This window comes from Streptomyces sp. NPDC056452, from assembly GCF_042796085.1.
In the GTDB taxonomy this organism is placed as follows: Bacteria; Actinomycetota; Actinomycetes; order Streptomycetales; family Streptomycetaceae; genus Streptomyces.
In genome coordinates this window covers 94,360-119,113 of the sequence record NZ_JBHTRI010000005.1, presented here as the reverse complement: position 1 = coordinate 119,113, position 24,754 = coordinate 94,360, and the positions used below count along the sequence as shown (strand labels likewise).

18 protein-coding genes are annotated in these 24,754 nt (G+C 70.5%); 3 read left to right on the top strand and 15 right to left on the bottom strand.

The genetic code is table 11. The annotated features are described in order from the left end of the window. Nucleotides 1-231: 231 nt before the first annotated feature. From ACFQ6X_RS07000 to ureA, 4 genes are read right to left on the bottom strand one after another with little or no spacing between them, the layout of a single operon-like run. Nucleotides 232-837, bottom strand: a complete 606-nt coding sequence (locus ACFQ6X_RS07000) for a TetR/AcrR family transcriptional regulator (protein ID WP_383177110.1) — start codon at nucleotides 835-837, stop codon at nucleotides 232-234. A gap of 57 nt (nucleotides 838-894) precedes the next feature. Then, the gene (locus tag ACFQ6X_RS06995) at nucleotides 895-1,920 is read right to left on the bottom strand and encodes an agmatine/peptidylarginine deiminase (RefSeq protein WP_383177107.1); all 1,026 of its coding nucleotides are present in this window, start codon (nucleotides 1,918-1,920) and stop codon (nucleotides 895-897) included. Nucleotides 1,921-1,977: 57 nt separating this feature from the next. Next, nucleotides 1,978-3,660 carry an urease subunit alpha gene (locus ACFQ6X_RS06990; RefSeq protein WP_383177105.1) on the bottom strand — a complete coding sequence of 561 codons (1,683 nt, stop codon included), beginning with the start codon at nucleotides 3,658-3,660 and terminating at the stop codon, nucleotides 1,978-1,980. Then, nucleotides 3,660-4,358, bottom strand: coding sequence for an urease subunit gamma (gene ureA / locus ACFQ6X_RS06985; protein WP_383177101.1), 699 nt, complete (start codon nucleotides 4,356-4,358; stop codon nucleotides 3,660-3,662). The genes ACFQ6X_RS06990 and ureA overlap by 1 nt, the downstream gene beginning before the upstream one ends. 135 nt (nucleotides 4,359-4,493) lie before the next feature. Here ureA and ACFQ6X_RS06980 point away from each other — a divergent pair, with 135 nt between their 5' ends. Beyond that, entirely contained in the window at nucleotides 4,494-5,945 is a 1,452-nt protein-coding gene (locus ACFQ6X_RS06980) for a cytosine permease (RefSeq protein ID WP_383177098.1), read from the top strand. Nucleotides 5,946-6,007: 62 nt separating this feature from the next. Here the strand turns inward: ACFQ6X_RS06980 and ACFQ6X_RS06975 are convergent, their stop codons facing one another. From ACFQ6X_RS06975 to ACFQ6X_RS06960, 4 genes are all read right to left on the bottom strand, one after another. Then, complete coding sequence (locus ACFQ6X_RS06975; protein ID WP_383177095.1) at nucleotides 6,008-7,111, bottom strand: branched-chain amino acid aminotransferase; 1,104 nt, start codon at nucleotides 7,109-7,111, stop codon at nucleotides 6,008-6,010. A 267-nt stretch (nucleotides 7,112-7,378) separates the two neighbouring features. Beyond that, nucleotides 7,379-8,422: a 3-isopropylmalate dehydrogenase gene (locus tag ACFQ6X_RS06970; RefSeq protein ID WP_383177091.1), complete on the bottom strand. Its 1,044-nt coding sequence runs from the start codon at nucleotides 8,420-8,422 to the stop codon at nucleotides 7,379-7,381. Between the two features lie 116 nt (nucleotides 8,423-8,538). Then, on the bottom strand, nucleotides 8,539-8,667 hold the full coding sequence (locus ACFQ6X_RS06965) for a hypothetical protein (RefSeq protein ID WP_383177089.1): 129 nt from the start codon (nucleotides 8,665-8,667) through the stop codon (nucleotides 8,539-8,541). A gap of 286 nt (nucleotides 8,668-8,953) precedes the next feature. Further along, entirely contained in the window at nucleotides 8,954-9,553 is a 600-nt protein-coding gene (locus ACFQ6X_RS06960; RefSeq protein WP_383177086.1) for a TetR/AcrR family transcriptional regulator, read from the bottom strand. 137 nt (nucleotides 9,554-9,690) lie between these two features. On the opposite strand from ACFQ6X_RS06960, the gene ACFQ6X_RS06955 reads away from it, so the two are divergent. Next, nucleotides 9,691-11,988, top strand: a complete 2,298-nt coding sequence (locus ACFQ6X_RS06955) for a glycoside hydrolase family 3 N-terminal domain-containing protein (RefSeq protein ID WP_383177083.1) — start codon at nucleotides 9,691-9,693, stop codon at nucleotides 11,986-11,988. Nucleotides 11,989-12,089: 101 nt separating this feature from the next. On the opposite strand, the gene pruA is transcribed toward ACFQ6X_RS06955, so the two are convergent. Both pruA and ACFQ6X_RS06945 read right to left on the bottom strand, forming a co-directional pair. Then, entirely contained in the window at nucleotides 12,090-13,721 is a 1,632-nt protein-coding gene (gene pruA / locus ACFQ6X_RS06950; protein ID WP_383177080.1) for an L-glutamate gamma-semialdehyde dehydrogenase, read from the bottom strand. A gap of 57 nt (nucleotides 13,722-13,778) precedes the next feature. Continuing rightward, nucleotides 13,779-14,705: a proline dehydrogenase family protein gene (locus ACFQ6X_RS06945; protein WP_383177077.1), complete on the bottom strand. Its 927-nt coding sequence runs from the start codon at nucleotides 14,703-14,705 to the stop codon at nucleotides 13,779-13,781. Between the two features lie 180 nt (nucleotides 14,706-14,885). On the opposite strand from ACFQ6X_RS06945, the gene ACFQ6X_RS06940 reads away from it, so the two are divergent. Next, complete coding sequence (locus tag ACFQ6X_RS06940; protein ID WP_383177074.1) at nucleotides 14,886-16,025, top strand: PucR family transcriptional regulator; 1,140 nt, start codon at nucleotides 14,886-14,888, stop codon at nucleotides 16,023-16,025. Between the two features lie 93 nt (nucleotides 16,026-16,118). On the opposite strand, the gene serA is transcribed toward ACFQ6X_RS06940, so the two are convergent. The 5 genes from serA to ACFQ6X_RS06915 form a co-directional block, all read right to left on the bottom strand. Further along, nucleotides 16,119-17,711 carry a phosphoglycerate dehydrogenase gene (serA, locus tag ACFQ6X_RS06935; RefSeq protein ID WP_383177071.1) on the bottom strand — a complete coding sequence of 531 codons (1,593 nt, stop codon included), beginning with the start codon at nucleotides 17,709-17,711 and terminating at the stop codon, nucleotides 16,119-16,121. A gap of 302 nt (nucleotides 17,712-18,013) precedes the next feature. Next, nucleotides 18,014-19,012 (bottom strand): ketol-acid reductoisomerase, encoded by a 999-nt coding sequence (gene ilvC, locus ACFQ6X_RS06930; protein ID WP_329207115.1) that lies wholly within the window; start codon nucleotides 19,010-19,012, stop codon nucleotides 18,014-18,016. 106 nt (nucleotides 19,013-19,118) lie between these two features. Continuing rightward, on the bottom strand, nucleotides 19,119-19,646 hold the full coding sequence (gene ilvN, locus ACFQ6X_RS06925; protein ID WP_104789338.1) for an acetolactate synthase small subunit: 528 nt from the start codon (nucleotides 19,644-19,646) through the stop codon (nucleotides 19,119-19,121). Between the two features lie 21 nt (nucleotides 19,647-19,667). Then, on the bottom strand, nucleotides 19,668-21,524 hold the full coding sequence (locus tag ACFQ6X_RS06920; protein WP_383177067.1) for an acetolactate synthase large subunit: 1,857 nt from the start codon (nucleotides 21,522-21,524) through the stop codon (nucleotides 19,668-19,670). Nucleotides 21,525-21,741: 217 nt separating this feature from the next. After that, nucleotides 21,742-24,570 carry a putative bifunctional diguanylate cyclase/phosphodiesterase gene (locus tag ACFQ6X_RS06915; protein WP_383177064.1) on the bottom strand — a complete coding sequence of 943 codons (2,829 nt, stop codon included), beginning with the start codon at nucleotides 24,568-24,570 and terminating at the stop codon, nucleotides 21,742-21,744. Nucleotides 24,571-24,754 lie beyond the last annotated feature (184 nt).

The following is a 24,754-nucleotide window of genomic DNA, read 5'->3' as shown; positions in this document are numbered from 1 at the left end:
CTCGCGGGTGCGAGAGGTCTGCGCGCGGGTCTGGGGCACGATGGCCGTGCCGTACGAGGTGGTACGGGACGGTCACTGCGGACCGGCGCGCCTGCTGCCGATAATCATGGCGAACGAGGACACGGCAGCAGTCTGGCACAGGACGGCCGCCGCACCCTGCGCCGTCTCAGGATGCGGGCGTGACGCTCATCGCTCCGGCTGCTCCGTCCCGCCACGTTCCGGTGGACGCGTTCACCGGAGCAGCGAGTCCCGCAGGAACTCCCGCACGTGGGTCAGGACCTGTTCGCGGCCGGTACCGGGGATACCGACGGCGACATGGACGCTGAAGCCGTCCAGCAGAGCGCGCAGCCGGGCGGCGAAGCGGTCCGGGTCGACAGCCCGGAACTCGCCGCGCGAGATGCCCTCGGCCAGCAGCGCCACCAGGTCCCGGTGCCAGGCCCCCTCGATCGTGGCCTGCCGCCCGCGCGCGTCGGCATCGGCGTTCTGCGAGCGGTTCCAGACCTCCAGCCAGAGCGTCCAGTGGGGGTCCCGCGGCCCCTCGGGCACGTACAGGCGCACGTACGCGTCGAGCCGCTCGGCGGCCGGCGCCTGCCGGGAGAGCAGGGCACCGCGCTCGGCGCCGAGCCGGCCCTCGCTCCACTCCAGGGTCTGCAGCAGGAGCTCGTCCTTGGTCCGGAAGTAGTACAGCAGGTGTCCGCTGCTCATCCCGACCTCCTGCCCGAGCCCGGTCATGGTCAGCCCGCCGAGCCCGCGCTCGGCGATGGTCGCCATGGCGGCGCCGAGCAGGGACTCGCGGGGCGGGGCGGTGTTGCGCCGCCGGCCGGGGGGCGGGGTCATGCCGCGGCCGGCGCGCTGGGCATCTCGTTCACCCGTACGTTCTACCGGATCGGCCGGTCAGCCACGTACCGCGGGCTGCTGCTGCGTGATGCAGTGGATGCCGCCGCCGCCCGCGAAGATCGCACGGGCGTCGACGAGGGTGACGGTGCGCCCGGGGTACAGCCGCCGGAAGATGCCTGCCGCGATCTCGTCCCGGGGGTCGTCGAAGCCGCACAGCACGACGCCGCCGTTGCACACGTAGTGGTTGATGTAGGAGTAGTCGACCCAGTGGCCGTCCTCGTCCCGCACCGCCGTCGGGGCCGGGACCTCGACGATCCGCAGGGCACGGCCCTGCGCGTCGGTACGGGAGCGGAGCAGCTCCACGTTCTCCTTGCAGAGCTCGTGGTCGGGGTGGGACGGGTCCGGCTGGGTGTGGACGACCACGACGCCCGGGCCGGCGAACGCGGCGACGATGTCGACATGGCCGAGGGTGCCGAAGCCGTGCGGCGGGTAGTCTCCGGTCAGGCCGCGCTTCAGCCAGATCGCCTTCGTGGTGCCGAGCTTGGCGTGTATCTCGGCCTCGACCAGCTCCTTGGTCCAGCCCGGATTCCGCTCGGGTCCGAGCTGCACGGTCTCGGTGAGCAGGACGGTGCCCTCGCCGTCGACGTGGATGCCGCCGCCCTCGTTGACCAGGGGCGAGCTGTGCACCGGGACGCCGGCGAGGTCCGCGACATGGCGGGCGATCTTCGCGTCGTGCTCCCAGCTGGCCCAGTCCTGCGCACCCCAGCCGTTGAAGATCCAGTCCACCGCGGCCAGTCGGCTGCCGTCGGTGACGAAGGTCGGCCCGATGTCGCGCATCCAGGCGTCGTCCAGATCGCGTTCGACCAGCTCGATGTCGGGGCCGAGGCAGGCGCGGGCATCCCGCGACTGGCCGGTCGGGACGACCATGGTCACCGGCTCGAAGCGGCGCACGGCCCGGGCCACGGCGGCCCACGCCTCGCGGGACTCGGCCAGGTCGTCACCGGTGAACGTGGCGTTGGGGCCCGGCCAGGCCATCCAGGTGCGTTCGTGCGGGGCCCACTCGGCCGGCATACGGAAGGTCATGTCGTCGGACTCCTGAGGCTGTGTTCTTGAAGGGCCGTGTCTCGAAGCGCTGTGCGTTTACAGGAAGTAGAGGCGGTTGAGCGAGATCGAGTCGGCGGGTTCGGACCGCACCGGGGCCCCGTCCAGCGTCACCAGGCCGCTGTCCCCGTCCACCCCCACGTCCCCGATCCGGGAGTTGAACCGGAGGTCCGCCGGGCCGATGGAGCGGGTGCCGCGTACCGCGACCCTGCGCCGTCGCGTCGGCATCAGGTCGGAGCCGAGATCGGTCGCGGCCTTCGCCACGAAGGCCACCGAGATGTCGGCCGGGGTCGCTCCGTGCCCGCCGAACAGCGGCCCCAGGACCAGTGGTTCGCAGGTGTCGGTCGCCGCGTTGGGGTCGCCCGTGACTCCCCAGGCGGGGAAGCCCGACTTCAGTACCATCTGCGGCTTCGCGCCGAAGTACTGCGGCTTCCACAGCACGATGTCGGCGAGCTTGCCCACCTCGATCGAGCCGACCTCGTCCGCGAGGCCGTGCGCGATGGCCGGGTTGATCGTCAGCTTCGCCACGTAGCGCAGCACCCGGGCGTTGTCGTCGTGCGGGCCGTCGCCCTCCATCGGGCCCAGCTCGGCCTTCATCTTGCCGGCCATGGCGAAGGTGCGGCGCACGGTCTCGCCCGCACGTCCCATCCCCTGCGCGTCCGACGAGGTGATGCCGATCGCGCCGAGGTCGTGCAGCACGTCCTCGGCACCCATCGTCCCGGCCCTGATCCGGTCGCGCGCCATGGCGGCGTCACCGGGCAGGTCGGTCTTGAGGTCGTGTACGGAGACGATCATCCCGTAGTGCTCGGCCACCGCGTCCCGGCCGAACGGCAGGGTCGGATTGGTGGAGGAGCCGATGACGTTCGGTACGCCCGCCATCTTCAGCACGTTCGGTACGTGTCCGCCGCCGCAGCCCTCGATGTGGAAGGCGTGGATCGTCCGGCCGTCCAGGACGCGCAGGGTGTCCTCGACGGACAGGCATTCGTTCAGCCCGTCGCTGTGCAGGGCGACCTGGACGTCGTGCTCCTCCGCGACCCGCAGGGCGGTGTCCAGGGCGCGGGTGTGCGCGCCCATGTCCTCGTGCACCTTGAAGCCGGATGCGCCGCCCTCGGCGAGCGCCTCCACGAGCGGCGCGTCGTCGGAGGACGAACCGCGGGCCAGGAAGCCGATGTTGACCGGCCAGGCGTCGAAGGCGGCGAAGGCGTGGCGCAGCGCCCACGGCGAGTTGACGCCGACGCCCCAGACCGGGCCGAACTCCTGGCCGATGACCGTGGTGACGCCGGAGGCGAGCGACGCCTCCATGATGCGCGGCGAGAGCAGATGGACATGGGTGTCGACGGCGCCGGCCGTGGCGATCATGCCTTCGCCGGAGACGATGCTGGTTCCCGTACCCACGACGACGTCCACGCCGTCGAGCGTGTCCGGGTTGCCGGCCCGTCCGATCGAGCAGATCCGTCCCTCGCGGATGCCGATGGAGACCTTCCGGATGCCCTGGGCCGCGTCGATGACCAGCACGTTGCTGATGACGACGTCGCAGGTGTCGCGGACGGCCGCGGCCTTGAGGTGCAGCCCGTCGCGCGCGGTCTTGCCGAATCCGGCCAGAAACTCGTCGCCGTGCTGCTGTGCGTCCGATTCGACGCGCACCACCAGGCCGGAGTCGCCGAGCACGACCCGGTCCCCCGCACGCGGGCCGTGGACCGATGCGTATGCGTACGGATCCATCAGGCGTCGCCCTCCGCTCCCAGATAGCCGCAGGCCACCGCACGTCGCAGGGCCTCCTCCTTCGCACCCGGCGCGTCCAGCGGACCGTCGACCAGGCCGGCGAAGCCGATCGCGATCCGGGCTCCGCCGATCGGGAGCAGGCCGACCTCGGCCTCGCCGCCCGGATCGAACCGGACCGACGAACCGGCAGGAACGCACAGCCGCATGCCGTACGCCGCCGCCCGGTCGAAGTCGAGCCGGGGATTGGCCTCGAAGAAGTGGAAGTGCGACGTGACGCTGACCGGGACGGTCGCGGTGTTGCGTACGGTCAGCCGCAGCGCGGGCGCCTGTTCGGCGTGCGGCGGCGCCGGCAGCACCGCTCCGGGGGCGCTGTCACCCAGCCGGATCCCGGCGCCCGCGCCGATGGGGTCGGGCACGACGGCCATCCGCGATCCGTCGTCGAAGACCGCTTCCACATGCACCTCGGTGACCACGTCCGCCACTCCGGGCAGCACGTCGTCGGGTCCGAGCACGCTCCGCGCGGCCGAAATCGCCTCCGCGAGCCGTCGCCCGTCGCGGGCCGCCTCGCAGACGGTGTCCGCGACGAGCGCGGTCGCCTCGGGGACATTGAGCCTCAGCCCACGCGCCCGGCGTGCCCGCGCCAGTTCGGCGGCTCCGAAGAGCAGCAGCCGGTCCCGCTCGGTCGGGGTCAGTCGCACGTCACCACACCTCTCGTTTGACCACCACTCTAACTATGACTTCCCCGTATCAGGAAGACCGAGACCATTGACGGGTCACGCTGGATGACGTCACATTGAGCAGCACTCAAATAGTCGAACGTCAGGGGCGGCCTCATGCCGATCGAACAGCGCGGAGTGGACACCATCCCGGAGGCGGAACGCACCAGCACCCCACGCGACCTCGTCTCGATCCTGCTCGGATCGAATCTGTGTCTCGGTGTGATCGTCTTCGGCTGGCTCCCGGTCTCCTTCGGCCTGGGTCTGTGGCCCGCGGTGACATCGGTCGTTGTCGGCACGGCCGTCGGTGTGGCGCTCACCGCACCGCTCGCCCTGGTGTCCTTGCGTACGGCGACGAATCTGTCGACCTCCAGCGGCGCCGCCTTCGGCGTACGCGGCCGGCTGATCGGATCCGTCGTCGGACTGCTGCTCGCGCTGGGCTACACGGCTCTGACGCTGTGGATCGGCGGGGATGTGATGGTCGGCGCCCTGGCCCGCATCGCCGGACTGCCGACCGGCGGCCTCTCGCACACCCTGGTCTACGCGCTCCTGGCGGGATGCACCGTCGTCGGCGCGGTGTACGGGTACCGGCTGCTGCTGCGCCTGAGCAAGATCCTCGCGGTCGGCATGACCGTACTGCTGCTGATCGGCCTGATCGCCTACGCCCCGGACCTCACCCTCGCGGCCCCGCCGGACACCCCGTATCTGCTCGGGTCCTTCTGGCCCACGTGGACGCTGTCCGCCGTCGCCGCCGGGCTGAGCGGCCCGATCGCCTTCATCACCCTGCTCGGCGACTACACCCGGTACATCTCGCCGACCCGGCACCAGCCGCGCCGCGTCCTGCGCGCCACCTGTCTCGGCCTGGTCGTCGGCCTGCTGATCCCGCAGCTCTTCGGTACGTACACCGCGCTCGCGGCCCGCGCCTCGCTCGACTACGCGGGTCCGCTGGTCGCCGCCTCGCCCGCCTGGTACCTGGTACCGCTGCTCCTCGCCGCCACCGCGGGATCCGTGGGCAACGCCGGCCTGATGCTGTACTCGATGGGCCTCGACCTGGACGCGATCCTGCCCCGCGCCACCCGGGCACGGGCGACGCTGGTCGTCGCCGTCGTCGCCACCGCGTTCGTGTTCCTGGGCCACTTCGTGTGGAACGCGCAGTCGGCGATGACATCGTTCGTCCTGCTGCTCACCGCGATCGGCACACCATGGGCGGTGATCATGATGATCTGCCACCTCCGCTGCCGGGGTATGTACGACGCGGAGGCTCTGCAGGTCCACAACCGCGGTACCAGGGGCGGCGTCTACTGGTTCCGGGGCGGCTGGCAGCCGCGCGCCACCTTCGGCTGGGCGCTCGGGGCCGCGGTGGGACTGTGCGGCGTCTCCACACCGCTCTACGAGGGTCCGCTGCTCGCGCTGACCGGCGGGGTGGACTGCAGTTTCGTGCTGTCGGGCCTGGTGGGTGGCGTGACCTACGCCGTCCTGACCCGACGCGGCAAGCGGCCCGCGGCCGGCCCGACTCCCGACTCGGACCTCGTGGTGGCCGTTGCTCCCTCGGGCTCCGGCCGGGCCTGAACGTTGTTGCCGGCCGTCGGCCGGGCTCGAGAACACGCCCGGCCGACGACTCGGAAGAGGTCCTAGCCGAGCGGGTGCATCCAGCCGTGGGTGTCCTCGGCGATGCCGCGCTGGATGTCCAGCAGGCGCTCGCGCAGCCTGAGGGTGACCTCGCCGGGCGTGCCGTCGCCCTGGGTCCACTCGCCGTCCGCGGACTTCACGGTGCCGACGGGCGTGATGACGGCGGCGGTGCCGCAGGCGAACACCTCGGTCAGGGTGCCGTTCGCGGTGTCGTCCCGCCACTGGTCGATGGAGACGCGGCCCTCCTCGGAGGCGTAACCGAGGTCCCGGGCGACGGTGAGCAGCGAGTCGCGGGTGACGCCGGCGAGGAGCGAGCCGGTGAGGGAGGGGGTGACGATCCGCTTGCCGCCGTCCTCCTGGTCGTACACGAAGTAGAGGTTCATGCCGCCCAGTTCCTCGACCCACTTGTGCTCGACGGCGTCGAGGTAGGCGACCTGGTCGCAGCCCTTCGCGGCGGCCTCGGCCTGGGCGAGGAGGGATGCGGCGTAGTTGCCGCCGGTCTTGGCGTCGCCCATGCCGCCGGGGACGGCACGCACCCGGTCCTGGGAGAGCCAGATGGAGACCGGCTTCACGCCACCGGGGAAGTAGGCGCCGGCGGGCGAGGCGATGACGAGGAAGAGGTACGAGTTGGCGGGCCTCACCCCGAGACCGACCTCGGAGGCGATCATGAACGGACGCAGGTAGAGGGACTCCTCGCCGCCGTGCGCCGGGACCCAGCCCTTGTCCTGCTGGACCAGGGCGTCGCACGCCGCGATGAACGTCTCGGCCGGCAGCTCGGGCATCGCGAGCCGCGCGGCGGACCGCTGGAAGCGCGCGGCGTTGGCCTCCGGGCGGAACGTGGCGACCGTTCCGTCGCTCTGGCGGTAGGCCTTGAGACCCTCGAAGATCTCCTGCGCGTAGTGCAGGGTCATGTTGGCCGGGTCGATCGACAGCGGTCCGTACGGGACGAGCTGGGCGTCGTGCCAGCCGCGGCCCTCGGTCCAGCTGATCGTCACCATGTGATCGGTGAAGTGGCGGCCGAATCCGGGGCTGGCCAGGATCGCCTCGCGCTCCGCGTCGGACAGCGGGTTCGAGGAGGGCTTGAGCTCGATCGTGGGCGTCGTCATGAGTGCGTGTCCTTCACCGGTCTTGTGTGTGATGGACCGCGCTCACGCCCGCTCCCGTCCGATATATCAGACAGGTTGTAGGACGTCCGAGCTCTCCCGCAAGCCGCGGCCCCGCGTTCGATTATCTCTCGCGGGTGGCCGTGCACGAAATGAGGCGCTTGCGGTGACGTGATTGCGGTCCGGGGGTCGATGGTGGCACCCGGTGACCGCAAGGTGAAGCCGCCGGCTGCGTGTGCGACCCGGCGGCTTCGAAGTGGAGGCGTCGGGTCAGTTCGCTACGCGTACCGCGAGCGCGTCACCGATCTCGTCGGTGGTGCGCGCCGTCTTCCCGTCGCGCTCCGCGAGGTCGGCGGAGACGGCCTCCTCGATGCGCACGGCCTCGGCCTCGTGGCCGAGGTGGCGCAGCAGGAGGGCGACGGACAGGATCGTGGCGGTCGGGTCGGCCTTGCCCTGGCCCGCGATGTCGGGGGCAGTGCCGTGGACCGGCTCGAACATCGACGGGAACGCGCCCGTCGGGTTGATGTTGCCGGACGCGGCCAGGCCGATACCGCCGGTCACGGCTGCGGCCAGGTCGGTGAGGATGTCACCGAAGAGGTTGTCGGTGACGATGACGTCGAAGCGCTCCGGCTGGGTGACGAAGAAGATCGTCGCGGCGTCGACGTGCAGGTAGTCGGTGGTGATCTCGGGGTACTCGGCCGCGACCTTGTCGAAGGTGTTCTTCCACAGGTGGCCCGCGTACACGAGGACGTTGTTCTTGTGGACCAGCGTCAGCTTCTTGCGCGGGCGGGCGGCGGCACGCGCGAAGGCGTCACGGACGACGCGCTCGACACCGTAGGCCGTGTTGACGCTGACCTCGGTGGCGACCTCGTGCTCCGTACCGGTGCGCAGGGAACCGCCGTTGCCCGTGTACGGGCCCTCGGTGCCCTCGCGGACGACGACGAAGTCGATCTCGGGACGGCCGGCCAGCGGCGTCGCGGTGTTCGGGAAGAGCTTCGACGGCCGCAGGTTGATGTAGTGGTCGAACTCGAAGCGCAGCTTCAGCAGCAGCCCGCGCTCCAGGACGCCCGACGGCACGGAGGGGTCTCCGATGGCACCGAGCAGGATGGCGTCGTGGCCCTTGAGTGCCTCCAGCTCCGCGTCCGGGAGGGTTTCACCGGTGCGGTGCCAGCGCTGGGCGCCGAGGTCGTACTCCTTGGTCTCCAGCTTCACATCCTGCGGGAGAACAGCGTTGAGGACCTTGAGGCCCTGGGTGACGACCTCCTGGCCGATACCGTCGCCGGGGATCACTGCGAGATTGAGGCTGCGAGACATAACGGCACCCTAGCCCTCCGTCCCACCCAATGACATCCGTTGTCCACGATACGGACACCTCGCGCGGACGGCACGGACGTGCGCCGCGTTGGGGACGGAGGGTGCGCCAAGGGCCGTCAGTGGCCGGTGGAGCCGCCGTTGTCACGGCGGTCGAGGGCCCGCTGCAGAGCGGCGGCGGCGTTCTTCCGGTCCGATTCGGCCGGGCGGGAGGTGTGACGGACGCGGCGGACAGTGGTCTCGGCCATGGTGGATCGACTCCTTGAGATCGCGTGGATTTCGAGATCGGGACTTCGGGAATTGCGATGTCGAGATCAGGATTTCGAGGCGCCGGAAGGGGCGGGGAGAGGTGCCGCAGGGGTTGCCTGCTCAGGGGCACGTGCTCGCGACCGCCAGTCGCTGGATCATGCGAGTCGTTCGGCTTCTACAAAGTTAGGACAGCCCGGCCCATCTGTCTCTACAGATACTCGGACTTCCTACTATCTGAGACGGGCGCACGAGCGACACGTGCTACGGGCGCCCCTGCGGGAAGCCTCAGAAAGGCACCGTGAGCTGCGCCTGGACGTGCGCGCGCAGGACGCCCGCCATGTCCGTCGCACCGTCGGCCAGGAGCCACTGCACCTGGAGCCCGTCCATCAGGGCGATCAGCTGCTGCCCGGCCACCGCGGGATCGATGCCCTCGCGCAGCGCACCCTCCTTGCCCACCTGGGCGTAGGCGTCCTCCGCCCCCGACACCGACTCCCTGTACCGGCGTACGAAGTAGGCGTGGGCCGGGTGCTCGGCAGAGGTCGCCTCCGCGGAGACCACCGTGAACAGCTCGACGATCCCGCGGCGCGTGGCGTTCAATTCGGCCAGATCGACGAACCTGCGGAGCCGGTCGACACCGGTGGCCGCGGCTGAAGAGAGCCACTCGCCGTCCACCTCGTCGCGGTGTTCGAGAACCGCGAGCAGCAGGTACTCCTTGGTCGGGAAGTGGTGCATCAGACCGGTGTGCGAGATCCCGCACCGGGTCGCGATGACCCGCAGCGATGCCCCCCGGTACCCGGCCTCGCCGAACAGGGACATGGCCTGGTCGAGGATCTCGCGTCGCTTCGCACGGCCCTTCGCGTAACCACGCCGCACTTCAGCGGTCACGTGCCACCTCCCCGGTCCTCGCGGCCGGTTCTTGCCGGCCGGAATCAGCGATCGGATTCGCACACCCGTAGTTACTTACCAGGTGGTCGGTATTCACTCTATGGTGAACCCGAACCGCGTCGCGAAAGGACCCCCTCGTGTCCCCCACCCCCACCCTGCCCTACCTCGACCCCGCGCTGTCCGTCGCGGAGCGGGTCGGTGACCTCCTCGGCCGCATGACGCTGGCGGAGAAGACCGGCCAGATGCTCCAGCTGAACGCCAAGGACGGGGTGCGGCACCTCATCGAGGACCTGCACGCGGGTTCGATCCTCCACGCCTCGCCCGACCGCGTCCTCGAAGCGGCGGAGCTCACCGGACGCACCCGGTTGCGCATCCCGCTGCTGGTCGCCGAGGACTGCATCCACGGGCACTCCTTCTGGGAGGGGGCCACGATCTTTCCGACCCAGCTCGGCATGGCCGCGACGTGGGACCCGGAGCTCGTGCAGCGCATCGCCCGGGCGACCGCCGTGGAGGTCGCGGCGAGCGGGGTCCACTGGACGTTCTCCCCGGTGCTCTGCATCACGCGCGATCTGCGCTGGGGCCGGGTCAGCGAGACCTTCGGCGAGGACCCCTTCCTCATCGGCGAACTCGCCTCCGCGATGGTGCGCGGCTACCAGGGCGAGGGACTCACCGACCCGACGGCGATCCTCGCGTGCGCCAAGCACTTCGCGGGCTACTCCGAGACCCAGGGCGGCCGTGACGCGAGCGAGGCCGACATCTCGCGGCGCAAGCTGCGCTCCTGGTTCCTCCCCCCGTTCGAGCGGGTCGCCCGCGAGGGCTGCCGCACGTTCATGCTCGGCTACCAGTCCATGGACGGTGTGCCGGTCACGGTGAACAACTGGCTGCTCAACGAGGTGCTGCGCGGCGAGTGGGGCTACACCGGCACCCTGGTGACCGACTGGGACAACGTCGGCCGCATGGTGTGGGAGCAACGGATCCACGCCGACTACGCCCAGGCCTCCGCCGCCGCGGTCCGCGCGGGCAACGACATGGTGATGGCGACGCCGAAGTTCTTCGAGGGCGCGCAGGAGGCGGTCGCCCGGGGCACCCTCGACGAGGCGGAGATCGACGCGGCGGTCCGGCGCGTCCTGACGCTGAAGTTCGAGCTCGGCCTCTTCGAGAACCCGCGCCACCCCGACGCCGCCCGGCAGGCCGCGGTCATCGGCAGCGCCGAGCACGCCGTGCTGAACCTGGAGGCCGCCCGCCGCTCGCTCGTCCTGCTCACCAACGACGGCACCCTGCCGCTGGCCGGCGGCTTCGAGCCGGGCCCGGACGGCCGCGCCCTCGCCGCCCCCGGCTCCGCTCCGCGCACGGTCGCCGTGATCGGGCCCAACGCCGACGACGCGCAGACCCAGCTCGGCGACTGGGCGGGTTCCTCGGGCCAGGCGGACTGGCTGCCTGACGGCCACCCGCGCGGAATGATCCGTACGGTGCTCGACGGATTCCGCGAGCACGCCCCCGAGGGCTGGTCCGTCTCGTACGCCCGTGGCGCCGAGATCCTCACGGTGGGTCCCGACCCGGACGGGGAGTTCTTCCCCGACGGACAGCCCCGGCCCCATGTCGTCGTACCGGCAGAGCCTTCCGCCGCCCTCGTCGCCGAGGCGGTGGCCGCCGCCGAGGCGGCGGACCACGTCGTCGCGGTCGTGGGCGACCGCATCGAGCTGATCGGCGAGGGGCGCTCGACCGCGACCCTGGAACTGGTCGGCGACCAGGTCGCGCTGCTGGACGCCCTCGCCGCGACCGGCAAGCCGCTGGTCGTCGTCGTCATCAGCTCCAAGCCGCTGGTGCTGCCGCCGTCCGCGCTCGGTGCGGCGGCGATCGTGCACGCCTTCAACCCGGGCATGCAAGGCGGCCGGGCCGTGGCCGAGCTGGTGCTCGGCCTGATCGAACCGTCGGGGCGGCTGCCGGTCTCCTTCGCCCGGCACGCGGGCCAGCAGCCGACGTACTACAACCAGATCCGCGGCCAGCACGGCACGCGGTACGCCGACCTCACCCAGAGTCCGGAGTTCGTGTTCGGCGAGGGCCTGAGCTACACGACCGTCACGTACGCGGACCTGGAGGTGCTCACGACGAGCGTCGGCACGTCCGACACGGTGCAGGCGCGGGTCACGGTCAGCAACACCGGTGACCGGCCCGTGCGGGAGACCGTGCAGGTGTACGTGAGTGACACGGTGACCTCGGTGACCTGGGCCGAGAAGGAGCTGAAGGCGTACCACCAGGTGGAGCTCGCCCCCGGCGAGTCGCGCGAGGTGCTGGTCGAGCTGCCCGTCGCCGCGTGCACGCTCGTGGACGCCGAGGGCGCCCGCATCGTCGAGCCGGGCGACTTCGAGCTGCTCGTCGGCCCGTCCTCGCGCGAGGACGCGCTCCTCCGGGCCGGCTTCACCGTGAAGGACTGAGACCGCGGCGCCCGGAAATGGAAACCGCCTCCCGGCCGGCAGGGGGGCCGGTCGGGAGGCGGTGTACGGGGCGGGGCGCCGCGGTGGGCGCCCCGGGGGCGTCAGCCCTGGTGGGGGTAGGTGTAGTCGGTCGGCGGGACCAGCGTCTCCTTGATGGCGCGGGTCAGCGTCCAGCGCTGCAGGTTCTGCGGGGCGCCCGCCTTGTCGTTGGTGCCCGAGGCACGGCCGCCACCGAAGGGCTGCTGGCCGACGACGGCTCCGGTCGACTTGTCGTTGATGTAGAAGTTGCCCGCGGCGTAGCGGAGCTTGTCCATCGTGTACGCGGCGGCCGCACGGTCGTTGGAGATGACCGCGCCGGTCAGCGCGTAGTCGGAGACCGACTCCATCTGCTCCAGCATGGCGTCGTACTTCTCGTCCTCGTAGACGTGCACGGCGAGGATCGGGCCGAAGTACTCGGTCGTGAAGACCTCGTTGGCCGGGTCGTCGCAGACGATGACGGTCGGGCGGACGAAGTAGCCGACGGAGTCGTCGTACGTACCGCCCGCGACGATCGTGCAGGTCGGGTCGGCCTTCGCGCGGTCGATCGCGGCCTTGTTCTTCGCGAACGAGCGCTCGTCGATGACGGCGCCGATGAAGTGCGACAGGTCGGTGACGTCACCCTGGGTGATGGAGTCGACCTCGGCCGCGAACTCCTCCTTGAAACCGGAGTTCCAGATGGAGGCCGGGACGTACGCACGGGAGGACGCGGAGCACTTCTGGCCCTGGTACTCGAAGGAGCCACGCGTCAGCGCGGTCTTCAGGACGGCGCGGTCGGCGCTCGGGTGCGCGACGACGAAGTCCTTGCCACCGGTCTCGCCGACGAGCCGCGGGTAGGTGCGGTAGTTGGCGATGTTGTTGCCGACCGTCTTCCACAGGTGCTGGAAGGTCGGGGTCGAGCCGGTGAAGTGGATGCCGGCCAGGTCGCGGTGGTTCAGCGCCACCTCGGAGACGGCCTTGCCGTCGCCCGTGACGAGGTTGATGACGCCCTTGGGCAGACCGGCCTCCTCCAGGAGCTGCATCAGCAGCACGGCGGCGTGGGTCTGCGTCGGGGACGGCTTCCACACCACGACGTTGCCCATGAGGGCGGGCGCGGTGGGCAGGTTGCCCGCGATGGCGGTGAAGTTGAAGGGCGTGATCGCGTAGACGAAGCCCTCGAGCGGGCGGTGGTCCATGCGGTTCCACACGCCGGGAGAGTTCGCCGGGGGCTGCTCGGCGAGGATCTGACGGGCGTAGTGCACGTTGAAGCGCCAGAAGTCGACGAGCTCGCAGGGGCAGTCGATCTCGGCCTGCTGGGCGGTCTTGGACTGGCCGAGCATCGTGGACGCGGCCAGCGTCTCGCGCCAGGGGCCGGACAGCAGCTCGGCGGCGCGCAGGATGATCGCGGCGCGGTCGTCGAAGGACATCGCACGCCAGGCCGGGGCGGCGGCGAGGGCGGCGTCGATCGCGTCCTGGGCGTCCTGCTCGGTGGCGCCGGCGAAGGTGCCGATGACGGCCTTGTGGTTGTGCGGCTGTACGACGTCGAAGCGCTCGCCGCCACCCATCCGCTTCTCGCCGCCGATGGTCATCGGCAGGTCGATGGGGTTCTCGGCGAGCTCCTTGAGCTTCGCCTCGAGGCGGGCCCGCTCGGGGGAACCCGGGGCGTAGGAGTGGACCGGCTCGTTGACCGGCGCGGGGACCTGGGTGACAGCGTCCATGAGTGCCTTGTCTCCTTGGTTGGGGTGGGTGGTCGGCCGGGCAGGTCAGCCCTTGGTTCAGCCCTTGGTGAGGATGGAGCGGGCGAAGAACAGCAGGTTGGCCGGCTTCTCCGCGAGGCGGCGCATGAAGTAGCCGTACCAGTCGGTGCCGTACGCCGTGTAGACGCGCATCCGGTGGCCCTCGGCCGCGAGCCGGATCTGCTCGTCGCTGCGGATGCCGTACAGCATCTGGAACTCGTACTCGTCCAGTTTGCGCCCGGCCTGGCGGGCGAGCTCCTGGCCGATCGCGATGAGACGCGGGTCGTGGGAGCCGATCATCGGGTAGCCGTCGCCCACCATCAGCGTCTTCAGGATCCGGACGAACGCCTTGTCGATCTCGGGCTTCTGCTGGTACGCGACGGAGGCGGGCTCCTTGTAGGCGCCCTTCACCAGACGGACCCGGCTGCCGGCGTCGGCGAGACGGCGGGCGTCGTCCTCGGTGCGGAACAGGTAGGCCTGGATCACGCAGCCGGTCTGCGGGAAGTCCTTCCGCAGCTCCTCGTGGATGGCGAACATCGAGTCGAGGGTGGTGTGGTCCTCGGCGTCCAGCGTGACCGTGGTGCCGATCGCGGCGGCGGCCTCGACGACCGGCCGGATGTTGGCGAGCGCCAGCTCATGGCCGCCGTCGAGGGACTGGCCGAACATCGACAGTTTGACCGACATCTCGGCCTTGGTGCCGAGCCCGAGGTCCTCGAGACGGCCGATCAGCTCCAGGTAGGCGTCGCGCGCGGCGGCGGCCTGCTCGGGGGTGGTGATGTCCTCACCCACGACGTCCAGGGTGACCTCGAGGCCGTGGTCGGCCGAGTCCTGGACGACCTGGACGACCTGGTCGACGGCCTCACCGGCGATGAACCGGGCGACGACCTGCTTGGTGCCCGGGGCGGCCGAGATGAAACGACGCATCTTGTCGCTGCGGGACGCGGCGAGAATCACGGGACCCAGCACGGGGCACCTCCACGGAATATACGAACGAGGGCCGTACCGGTACGCATATGAACAGACCGGGACGGCACGGAGAACCACCGTGAAATCTAAGGATCCTTCCGATCGTGTGCCATCGACACCTGTCACGCATCTGTGGTCACTCCTTCAGACATATGTCTGAAGAGGTGCGAGACTGGCCGGGTGAAGGGCGATTACCAGGAGCTGGTCGACGAGATCTCCGCGCTGCTCGGCGCCCCCGCGACCCTGGAGAACCGGGACTTCGGCCTGGTCGCCTTCGGGGCCCACGACAGCGACGACGACACGGCGATGGACCCCGTCCGTACGCGCTCGATCCTCACCCGGCGCTCCACTCCCGCGGTCCGGGCCTGGTTCGAGGGCTTCGGCATCGCACGCGCGACCGGCCCGGTCCGCATTCCGGCCGCCCCGGAGGCCGGAGTGTTCCGGGACCGGATCTGCCTGCCGGTACGCCATCGGGGTGTCGTACTCGGATACGTATGGCTCCTCGACGCCGACCCCCGCCCGACCTCCGACCAGCTGACGGCGGCGATGGACGTGGCGGCCCGGATCGGGGGGCTGCTCTCCGACGAGGCACGGGCGGGCGCCGACCTGTCCCGGGAGTTCGGCGCGGTGCTCGCGGCGGGGCGGGGATGGCAGCGCGACATGGCGGTGGCGGCGCTGCACGAGGCGCTGGGCCCGGACGCGGACGGGCTGCACACCGTGGTGTGCGTGACCCCGTGGCCCGACGAGACACCTTCGGCCCGTACGGTGCCCTCCGCGGCGGCCCTCGCCACGGTCGCCGTGGCGGGCACGCTGTCGCTGGCCGCGCTGGTACGGCTGCGCTCACCCGACACCCTGGACCCGGCGACGACGGCCGCGGACCGCCTGCGCGCCGGTGCGGGAACCGCCGCAACGGGCGGGATCGCGGTCGCCCGCCGGGGTCTGGCGGAGCTGGCCGACTCCTGGCACGAGGCCCTGTCCGCGGCCCGCGCGGCCTCGGCGGAATCCCGCTTCGGCCCGGTCGCCGACTGGCGGGCCATCGGCCCGTACCGGCTGCTGGCCGCGCTGCCCCCGGCCCCGGACGCCGTCCCGGACCACACGGTCCGCACCCTGCTGACCCCGCCGCACGCCGAACTGGCCCGCACCGCCGAGGTGTTCCTCGACTGCGCGGGCCAGGCGAGCCGGACGGCGGCCGAGCTGGGCATCCACCGCCAGACGCTCTACTACCGCCTCGCCCGGGTCCAGGAGCTCACCGGTCTCGACCTGAACGACGGCGAGGACCGGCTGCTGCTGCACATGTCGCTGAAGGCGGCGCGGCTGTAGGACGGTTCCCGTGACCGGGTCCGGACAGCAGTGCACCCGGCAGGCAGATGGTCGGCTGCCTGCCGGGTGCGGTTGCCGCTGTGCGGCCGTGGATCAGTCGGTGAGGTTCACCGAACGGGCCGAGGTGGCGCCAATCTCGTCCGCGATCTCGGTCAGGACCGACGGCGGGACGTCGTCGTCGACGGTGAGCACGACCAGCGCCTCGCCGCCCACGTCCGCCCGCGAGACCTGCATGCCCGCGATGTTCAGCCCGGCCTCGCCGAGGATCTTGCCGACCGCGCCGACGACGCCGGGACGGTCCTCGTACCGCAGGACGACCATGTGGTCGGCGAGCGCCAGGTCCACGTCGTGCTCACCGATGGCGACGATCTTCTGGAGGTGCTTGGGGCCGGCCAGCGTGCCGGAGACCGCGACCTCCTCGCCGCTCGACAGGGTGCCGCGGACGGTCACCACGTTGCGGTGGTCGGGCGACTCGGAGCTGGTGGTGAGGCGGACCTCGACACCGCGCTCCTGGGCGAAGAGCGGGGCGTTGACGTAGGACACCGTCTCGTCGACGACGTCCTCGAACACACCCTTGAGCGCGGAGAGTTCGAGCACCTTCACGTCGTGCTGGGTGATCTCGCCGTAGACCTCGACGTCGAGACGGGCCGCGACCTCGCCCGCGAGGGCGGTGAAGATACGGCCGAGCTTCTCGGCGAGCGGCAGCCCGGGACGTACGTCCTCGGCGATCACGCCGCCCTGGACGTTGACCGCGTCCGGCACGAGCTCACCGGCGAGCGCCAGACGGACGGACTTGGCGACCGCGATGCCCGCCTTCTCCTGCGCCTCGTCGGTGGAAGCGCCGAGGTGCGGGGTGCAGACGACCTGGTCGAACTGGAACAGCGGGGAGTCCGTGCAGGGCTCCTTCGTGTACACGTCCAGACCGGCGCCGGCGACCCGGCCCTCCTTGAGGGCGGAGGCGAGTGCCTCCTCGTCGACGATGCCGCCGCGCGCGGCGTTGACGATCCGCACCGAGGGCTTCACCTTGTGCAGCGCGTCGTCGCCGATCAGGCCGAGCGTCTCGGGGGTCTTGGGGAGGTGCACCGTGATGAAGTCGGCGACCTCGAGCAGCTCGTCCAGGGTGAGGAGCTTGACGCCCATCTGCGCGGCACGCGCGGGCTGCACGTAGGGGTCGTACGCGACGATCTTCATGCCGAACGCGGACATGCGCTGCGCGACGAGCACGCCGATGCGGCCGAGGCCCACGACGCCGAGAACCTTCTCGCTGAGCTCGACGCCCGTGTACTTCGAACGCTTCCACTCGCCGTTCTTCAGGGCGGTGTTGGCCTGCGGGATGTTGCGCGCGGTGGCGACGAGCAGGCCGCAGGCGAGCTCGGCGGCCGTGACGATGTTGGACGTCGGCGCGTTGACGACCATCACGCCGGCCTTGGTGGCCGAGGAGACGTCGACGTTGTCCAGACCGACGCCCGCGCGGGCGACGACCCTGAGCTTCTTCGCGGCGGCGATGGCCTCGGCGTCGACCTTGGTGGCGGAGCGCACCAGGATCGCGTCGACATCGGCGATCGCGGGGAGGAGTTCGGCGCGGTCCGCGCCGTTGCAGTGCCGGATCTCGAAATCCGGACCCAGAGCGTCGACCGTGGCGGGCGACAGCTCTTCAGCAATGAGTACGACAGGTTTCGAGCTCACGTGTGTCCTCACAAGTCCAGTGCGGACGGCCGTCCCGACGGCCGCAGGCGGTGGAGGGGCTAGCCGCGTGGAAGACGCACGACACTGTGGGCCCTGACGCGTGTATGTGTTGAGAAGTGTAGTCATGCGGCCGGACGCGATCTGCGCCCCGGTGGAAGGATCACCCGCACGAGGTGGACGGCCTGTACAGACGTACGGTGCCGTCTCCTGCCACCGCCCCCTGCCCCGCAGTGACACGGGGCGTGGGACAGACCGTACGCCGAGGGGCGGGTCCGTGCGGACCCGCCCCTCGGCCGAGCGGCTCAGGCCTCGTTGTCGACCCAGCTCATGAGCTTGCGCAGCTCCTTGCCGGTGGTCTCCAGCAGGTGGTCGCTGTCGGCCTTCTTGTACTCGTTGTACTTGGGCAGACCGTTGTGGTACTCCGCCATCCAGGCCTTGGCGAAGGTGCCGTCCTGGATCTCGGTGAGGACCTTCTTCATCTCGGCCTTGGTGGCGTCCGTGATGATGCGCGGGCCGGTGACGTAGTCGCCCCACTCGGCGGTCTCCGAGATGGACCAGCGCATCTTCTCGAGGCCGCCCTCGTACATCAGGTCCACGATGAGCTTCAGCTCGTGCAGGCACTCGAAGTACGCGATCTCCGGCTGGTAGCCGGCCTCGGTCAGGGTCTCGAAACCGGCCTTGACCAGGGCGGCGGTACCACCGCAGAGGACGGCCTGCTCGCCGAAGAGGTCGGTCTCGGTCTCCTCGGTGAAGGTCGTCTTGATGACGCCGGCGCGGGTGCCGCCGATGCCCTTCGCGTAACTGAGGGCGAGCGCCAGGCCCTTGCCGGTGGCGTCCTGCTCGACGGCCACGATGCACGGGACGCCGCGGCCCTCCTCGTACTGGCGGCGGACCAGGTGACCCGGGCCCTTCGGCGCGACCATGCAGACGTCGACGCCGGCCGGCGGCTTGATGAAGTCGAAGCGGATGTTCAGGCCGTGGCCGAAGAACAGCGCGTCGCCGTCCTTGAGGTTGTCCTTGATGGACTCCTCGTAGACCTGGGCCTGGATCGGGTCCGGGACGAGGATCATGATGACGTCGGCCTCGGCGGACGCCTCGGCGGGGGTCACCACGCGCAGGCCCTGCTCCTCGGCCTTGGCCTTGGACTTCGAACCCTCGTGCAGACCGACTCGGACGTCGACACCCGAGTCACGCAGCGACAGCGCGTGGGCGTGGCCCTGGCTGCCGTATCCGATGACCGCGACCTTGCGGCCCTGGATGATGGACAGGTCGGCATCGTCGTCGTAGAACAGCTCGGCCACTGGGTCTTCTCCTTGGTGTGCAGGTGTTGCGTCCCACCGTACGGCGGGGTGCGTCAGATACGTTGTCGGGTCTCGCCATGCGAGCGGCGAGGCAGCCCCTGAATGATTACGCCGTGCGGTCGAGTGCGCGCAGAGAACGGTCGGTGATCGAGCGCGCGCCGCGCCCTATGGCGATGGTGCCGGACTGGACGAGCTCCTTGATGCCGAACTGCTCCAGCATCTTGAGCATGGCTTCCAGCTTGTCGGCGCCCCCGGTCGCCTCGATCGTGACGGCCTCGGGCGAGACGTCGACGGTCTTGGCACGGAACAGCTGGACGATCTCGACGATCTGGGAGCGGGTCTCGTTGTCGGCGCGGACCTTCACCAGGACGAGCTCCCGCTGGATCGCAGCGGAGGGCTCGAGTTCGACGATCTTCAGGACGTTGACCAGCTTGTTGAGCTGCTTGGTCACCTGCTCCAGGGGCAGGCCCTCGACATTCACCACGATGGTGATGCGGGAGATGTCGGGATGTTCGGTGGTACCGACCGCGAGCGAGTCGATGTTGAAGCCGCGCCGGGAGAACAGGGCCGTGATCCGGGCGAGGACACCTGGCTTGTTCTCGACCAGGACGGAGAGCGTGTGCTTGGTGGACATGGAGTCGTCTCTCTCTGTCTCTCAGTCGTCTTCGTTGTCGCCGAAGTCGGGGCGGACACCGCGGGCTGCCAGGACCTCGTCGTTGGAGGTGCCGGCGGCGACCATCGGCCACACCATGGCGTCCTCGTGGACGATGAAGTCGATGACGACCGGGCGGTCGTTGATCGCGTTGGCCTCGGCGATGACCTTGTCCAGGTCGGCCGGGTCCTCGCAGCGGATCGCGTAGCAGCCCATGGCCTCGGACAGCTTGACGAAGTCCGGCACCCGGGTGCCCTTCGCCGGGGCGCCGTCCGTGTCCGCGCCGGAGTGCAGCACGGTGTTGGAGTACCGCTGGTTGTAGAACAGGGTCTGCCACTGGCGGACCATCCCGAGCGCGCCGTTGTTGATGATCGCGACCTTGATCGGGATGTTGTTGAGCGCGCAGGTGGTGAGTTCCTGATTGGTCATCTGGAAGCAGCCGTCGCCGTCGATCGCCCAGACGGCGCGGTCCGGCATCCCGGCCTTGGCACCCATCGCGGCCGGAACCGCGTACCCCATCGTTCCGGCGCCGCCGGAGTTCAGCCAGGTGGAGGGCTGCTCGTAGTTGATGAAGTGCGAGGCCCACATCTGGTGCTGGCCGACGCCCGCCGCGAAGATCGTGCCTTCGGGGGCGAGCTGGCCGATGCGCTCGATGACCTGCTGCGGCGAGAGGCTGCCGTCCTCCGGCAGGTCGTAGCCGACCGGGTAGGTGTCGCGCCACCGGTTGAGGTCCTTCCACCAGGCGGCGTAGTCGCCGGTGTTGCCCTCGGTGTGCTCCGCCTGGACCGCTTGGACGAGGTCGGCGATGACCTCGCGGGCGTCACCGACGATCGGCACGTCGGCGGCGCGGTTCTTGCCGATCTCGGCCGGGTCGATGTCGGCGTGGACGATCTTGGCGAACGGCGCGAAGCTGTCCAGCTTGCCGGTGACGCGGTCGTCGAACCTGGCCCCGAGCGCGACGATCAGGTCGGCCTTCTGCAGCGCGGTGACGGCGGTGACCGAACCGTGCATGCCGGGCATTCCCACGTGCAGCGGGTGGCTGTCGGGGAAGGAGCCGAGCGCCATCAGCGTGGTGGTGACGGGCGCTCCGGTGAGCTCTGCCAGGACCTTCAGCTCGGCGGTCGCACCGGCCTTCATGACGCCGCCGCCGACGTACAGCACCGGGCGCTTGGCCTGGGTGATGAGCTTGGCGGCCTCACGGATCTGCTTGGCGTGCGGCTTGGTGACCGGGCGGTAGCCGGGCAGGTCCAGGGTCGGCGGCCAGCTGAAGGTCGTCTTCGCCTGCAGCGCGTCCTTGGCGATGTCGACGAGGACCGGCCCCGGGCGGCCGGTGGAGGCGATGTGGAAGGCCTCGGCGATCGTGTGCGCGATGTCCTCGGCGCGGGTGACCAGGAAGTTGTGCTTGGTGATCGGCATGGTGATGCCGCAGATGTCGGCTTCCTGGAAGGCGTCCGTACCGATGGCGGCGGAGGCCACCTGGCCGGTGATCGCGACCAGCGGCACGGAGTCCATGGCCGCGTCGGCGATCGGGGTGACCAGGTTCGTGGCGCCCGGGCCCGAGGTGACCATGCAGACGCCGACCTTGCCGGTGGCCTGTGCGTAACCGGTGGCCGCGTGGCCGGCACCCTGCTCGTGGCGGACCAGGATGTGGCGGACCCGGGTGGAGTCCATCAGCGGGTCGTACGCCGGCAGGATGCAGCCGCCGGGGAGGCCGAATACGGTGTCGGCCCCGACTTCCTCGAGAGAGCGGATGAGGGACTGCGCGCCCGTGAGGTGCTCAACGGAGGCGGAGGACGGTCCGCCGTTACGGGCCCGCGGCTGCGGGTGGTGGGCCCCGGTGGCCTGCTCGGTCATCGGCATTCTCTTCTCGAAGCTGAGGGTTTATGCGGCGTGTTTGTGGGGTTTTGAGTGGTACCGGTGCAACAAAAAACCCCTCGTGCCGTGAGGCAAGCGAGGGGAGCGCGCCGGTGCGGTCTGCAAGGTGTCCATGAGTGACCCTGCTTCAGCCGACGCGCTTTCCAAGTACGAGAATTCGGGTGCGCATGGCATTGACCCTCTCTCCGGCACACATACGGTGTCAAGTAGGTGGGACGGCCGTCTCATCATGTGAGCGGCTCTGGAGCGGGATCGAGCCACCCGCCAGAACGGGCTGCGCGGTGGGACCACCCCCTGGAACAGGAAACTTGCCACGGATCAGGGCGCGCCGCAGCCGGTATTCGTCAAGTGGCCCGGAGAAGGCCATCCCCTGTCCGTGCGTACATCCCATGGCCCGCAGCGCGCGCACCTGCTCGGGCAGGTCGACCCCGTCGGCCACGGACTGCATGCCGAGATCGCAGGCGATGCGCAACAGCCCACTGGTGATCTTGTGCAGCCGGGCGGACTCCACGACGCCCTCGACCAGGCCGCGGTCCAGCTTCAGTACGTCGATGGGCAGCCGGCGCAGCGCGTTGATCGCCGCATAGCCGCTGCCGAAGCCGTCGAGCGCGATCCGTACGCCGAGCCTGCGCAGCGCGACCAGGCGCTGCTCCAGGTCGTCGAAGGCGATCCGCGGATCACTGTCGGCCACCTCGATCATGAGGGCACCGGAGGGCAGTCCGTGCCGGGTGAGGAGCGCTTCCACGGAGCCGAAGGGCAGTGCGCGGTCGAGCAGCCGTCCGGCCGACACGCGCACCGACACCGGGACCGGGTGACCTGCCCTGGCCCGCTCGGCGGCCTGCTCGACGGCCTCCTCCAGCAGCCAGCCGCCGAGTTCGGCGGCACGGTCGCTGTCCTCGGCGACGCGGAGGAACTCCGCGGGGGTGAAGAGGATGCCCTGCGCGGAGCGCCAGCGCGCCTGGGCGGCCACGGCCGCGACGGTGCCACTGGCCAGATGGACCACGGGCTGGTGCAGCAGCGCGAACTCGCCGTCCCGCAGGGCCGTGCGCAGCCGCGCCGCGACCTCGGAGCGGCGGACGACGTCGGCCTGCATCTGGGGGGCGTAGAGCTCGACCCGGTCCTTGCCGCTCGCCTTGGCGCGGTACATGGCGAGGTCGGCATTGCGCATGAGGTCCTTGGGGGTGATGGAGGGCTCGGCGAAGGCGACCCCGATGGAGGCCGCCACCCGGACCTCTCCGGTGCCGATCCGGTACGGCTGGGAGAGCGTGAGGCGCAGCCGGTCCGCGATCTCGTGGACCTGGCACTCCCGGGCGGCCTGGTCGCGGCTGCCGTCGCCGACGATGAGCGCGGCGAATTCGTCGCCCCCGAGGCGCGCGGCCGTGTCGGAGGCGCGTACGGACTCCTGGAGGCGGCGGGCGGCCTGGATGAGCAGCTCGTCGCCCGCCTGGTGGCCGATGGAGTCGTTGACCGCCTTGAAGCCGTCCAGGTCGATGAAGAGCACCGCGGTGCCGGGGTCGCCGGAGCGCCGGCCGCCGAGCGCCTGGCTGACCCGCGTGGTGAACAGGGCCCGGTTGGGCAGGTCGGTGAGCGGGTCGTGCTCGGCGTTGTGCTGCAACTGGGCCTGCAGCCGGACCCGTTCGGTCACGTCACGGCTGTTGAGCAGGAGGCCGCCCTGGTGGCGGTTGACGGTGGACTCGACGTGGAGCCAGTCGCCGGTGCCCGACCTGAAGCGGCATTCGATGCGGGTGGTGGGTTCCTCCCGTGGCGGTGCCGCGAGGAACCGCCGGACCTCGTGGACCACCCCTCCGAGATCCTCGGGGTGGATGATCGAGGACAGTTCGGCGCCGACGAGGTCGTCGGCGTCGCGCCCGTAGACCCCGGCCGCCGCGGGGCTGACGTAGCGGAGTATGCCGGTGGGCGCGGCGATCATGATGACGTCGCTGGAGCCCTGCACCAGGGAGCGGAAGTGGTTCTCCTTCTGCGCCAGCTCGTGGGTGAGCGCGATGTTGTCGAGGAGCATGATCGCCTGGCGGACGACGAGGGCGAGGACCACCGCGCAGCCGGTGAAGACCACGACCCGGTCGACGGTGCGGCCCTCGACGACGTTGTACAGGATGCCGAGGGTGCAGACGGCGGCGGCCAGGTAGGGCGTGAGCGCGGCCAGGGAACCGGCGATGGGACGGCTGGTGGTGCGCGGCTCCCTGGCGGGCTCGACAGCGTTGTCCTGACTGCGACGGGCACCCCACGGCGCATAGGCGAGCAGCAGGGATCCCGCGAACCAGCCCGCGTCGAGGAGCTGGCCGGAGCGGTAGGTCGAGCGGAGCAGCGGCGAGGTGAAGACCGCGTCGCACAGCACCGTCAGGGCGAGTGCGGCGATGGCCGTGTTCACCGCGGAGCGATTGACGTGGACCCGCCGGAAGTGCAGGGCGAGCACCATGGACACCAGCACGATGTCGAGCAGCGGGTAGGCCAGGGAGAGAGCGGCCCTGGCGACGCTCTCCCCCTCCGCGTTGGCGACATGGGCGGTGTGGGCGAGCGCGAGGCTCCAGGAGAGCGTGAGCAGGGACCCGCCGATCAGCCAGGCGTCCAGCACCAGGCAGACCCAGCCGGCCCGGGTGACGGGCCGCTTGGCGAGGACCAGCAGCCCGACGATGGCGGGCGGGGCGAAGCAGAGGAAGAAGACGTCGGCCAGGGACGGGGAGGGCACGGGGAGCCCCAGCACCACTTCGTACCAGCCCCAGACCGCGTTGCCGCCGGCCGCCATCGCGGAGGACAGCGAGAACAGCAGCCAGGCGGGCCGGAACCGGCTGCCGCTCCTGCGTGCGTGGAGGAAGCAGGACACGGCGGCGATCAGGGCGGCGAGGCTGAGGCCGAAGTCGCCCATGAACAGGGCCAGTCCGGGTGAGCCCCAGCCGACCGCCGCCCCTACGCCGTAACCGGCGCAGATGGCGGCGAGGAGCAGCTGGGAGCGCAGTCCCGCGCTCCGGCCGGAGACCGGCCGCCGGGAGAGCAGCGCCCCGAGGGCGCTCACCGGAGAGCTCCCCGGGCCTGGCCCGGGGTCCTCGGCGCCGGTGACCGGCGCCGTCCGTTCTGCCGCGTCGGGTCGTCTCTCCATCGGCCGCACACCGTCCGTCGCCCCCTCGCGTTGCGCTTCCTCCCCGGCACCACCCCTGCCATGGCGCTGCCCCCTTCTGGACGATACACCAGAGTCGTCA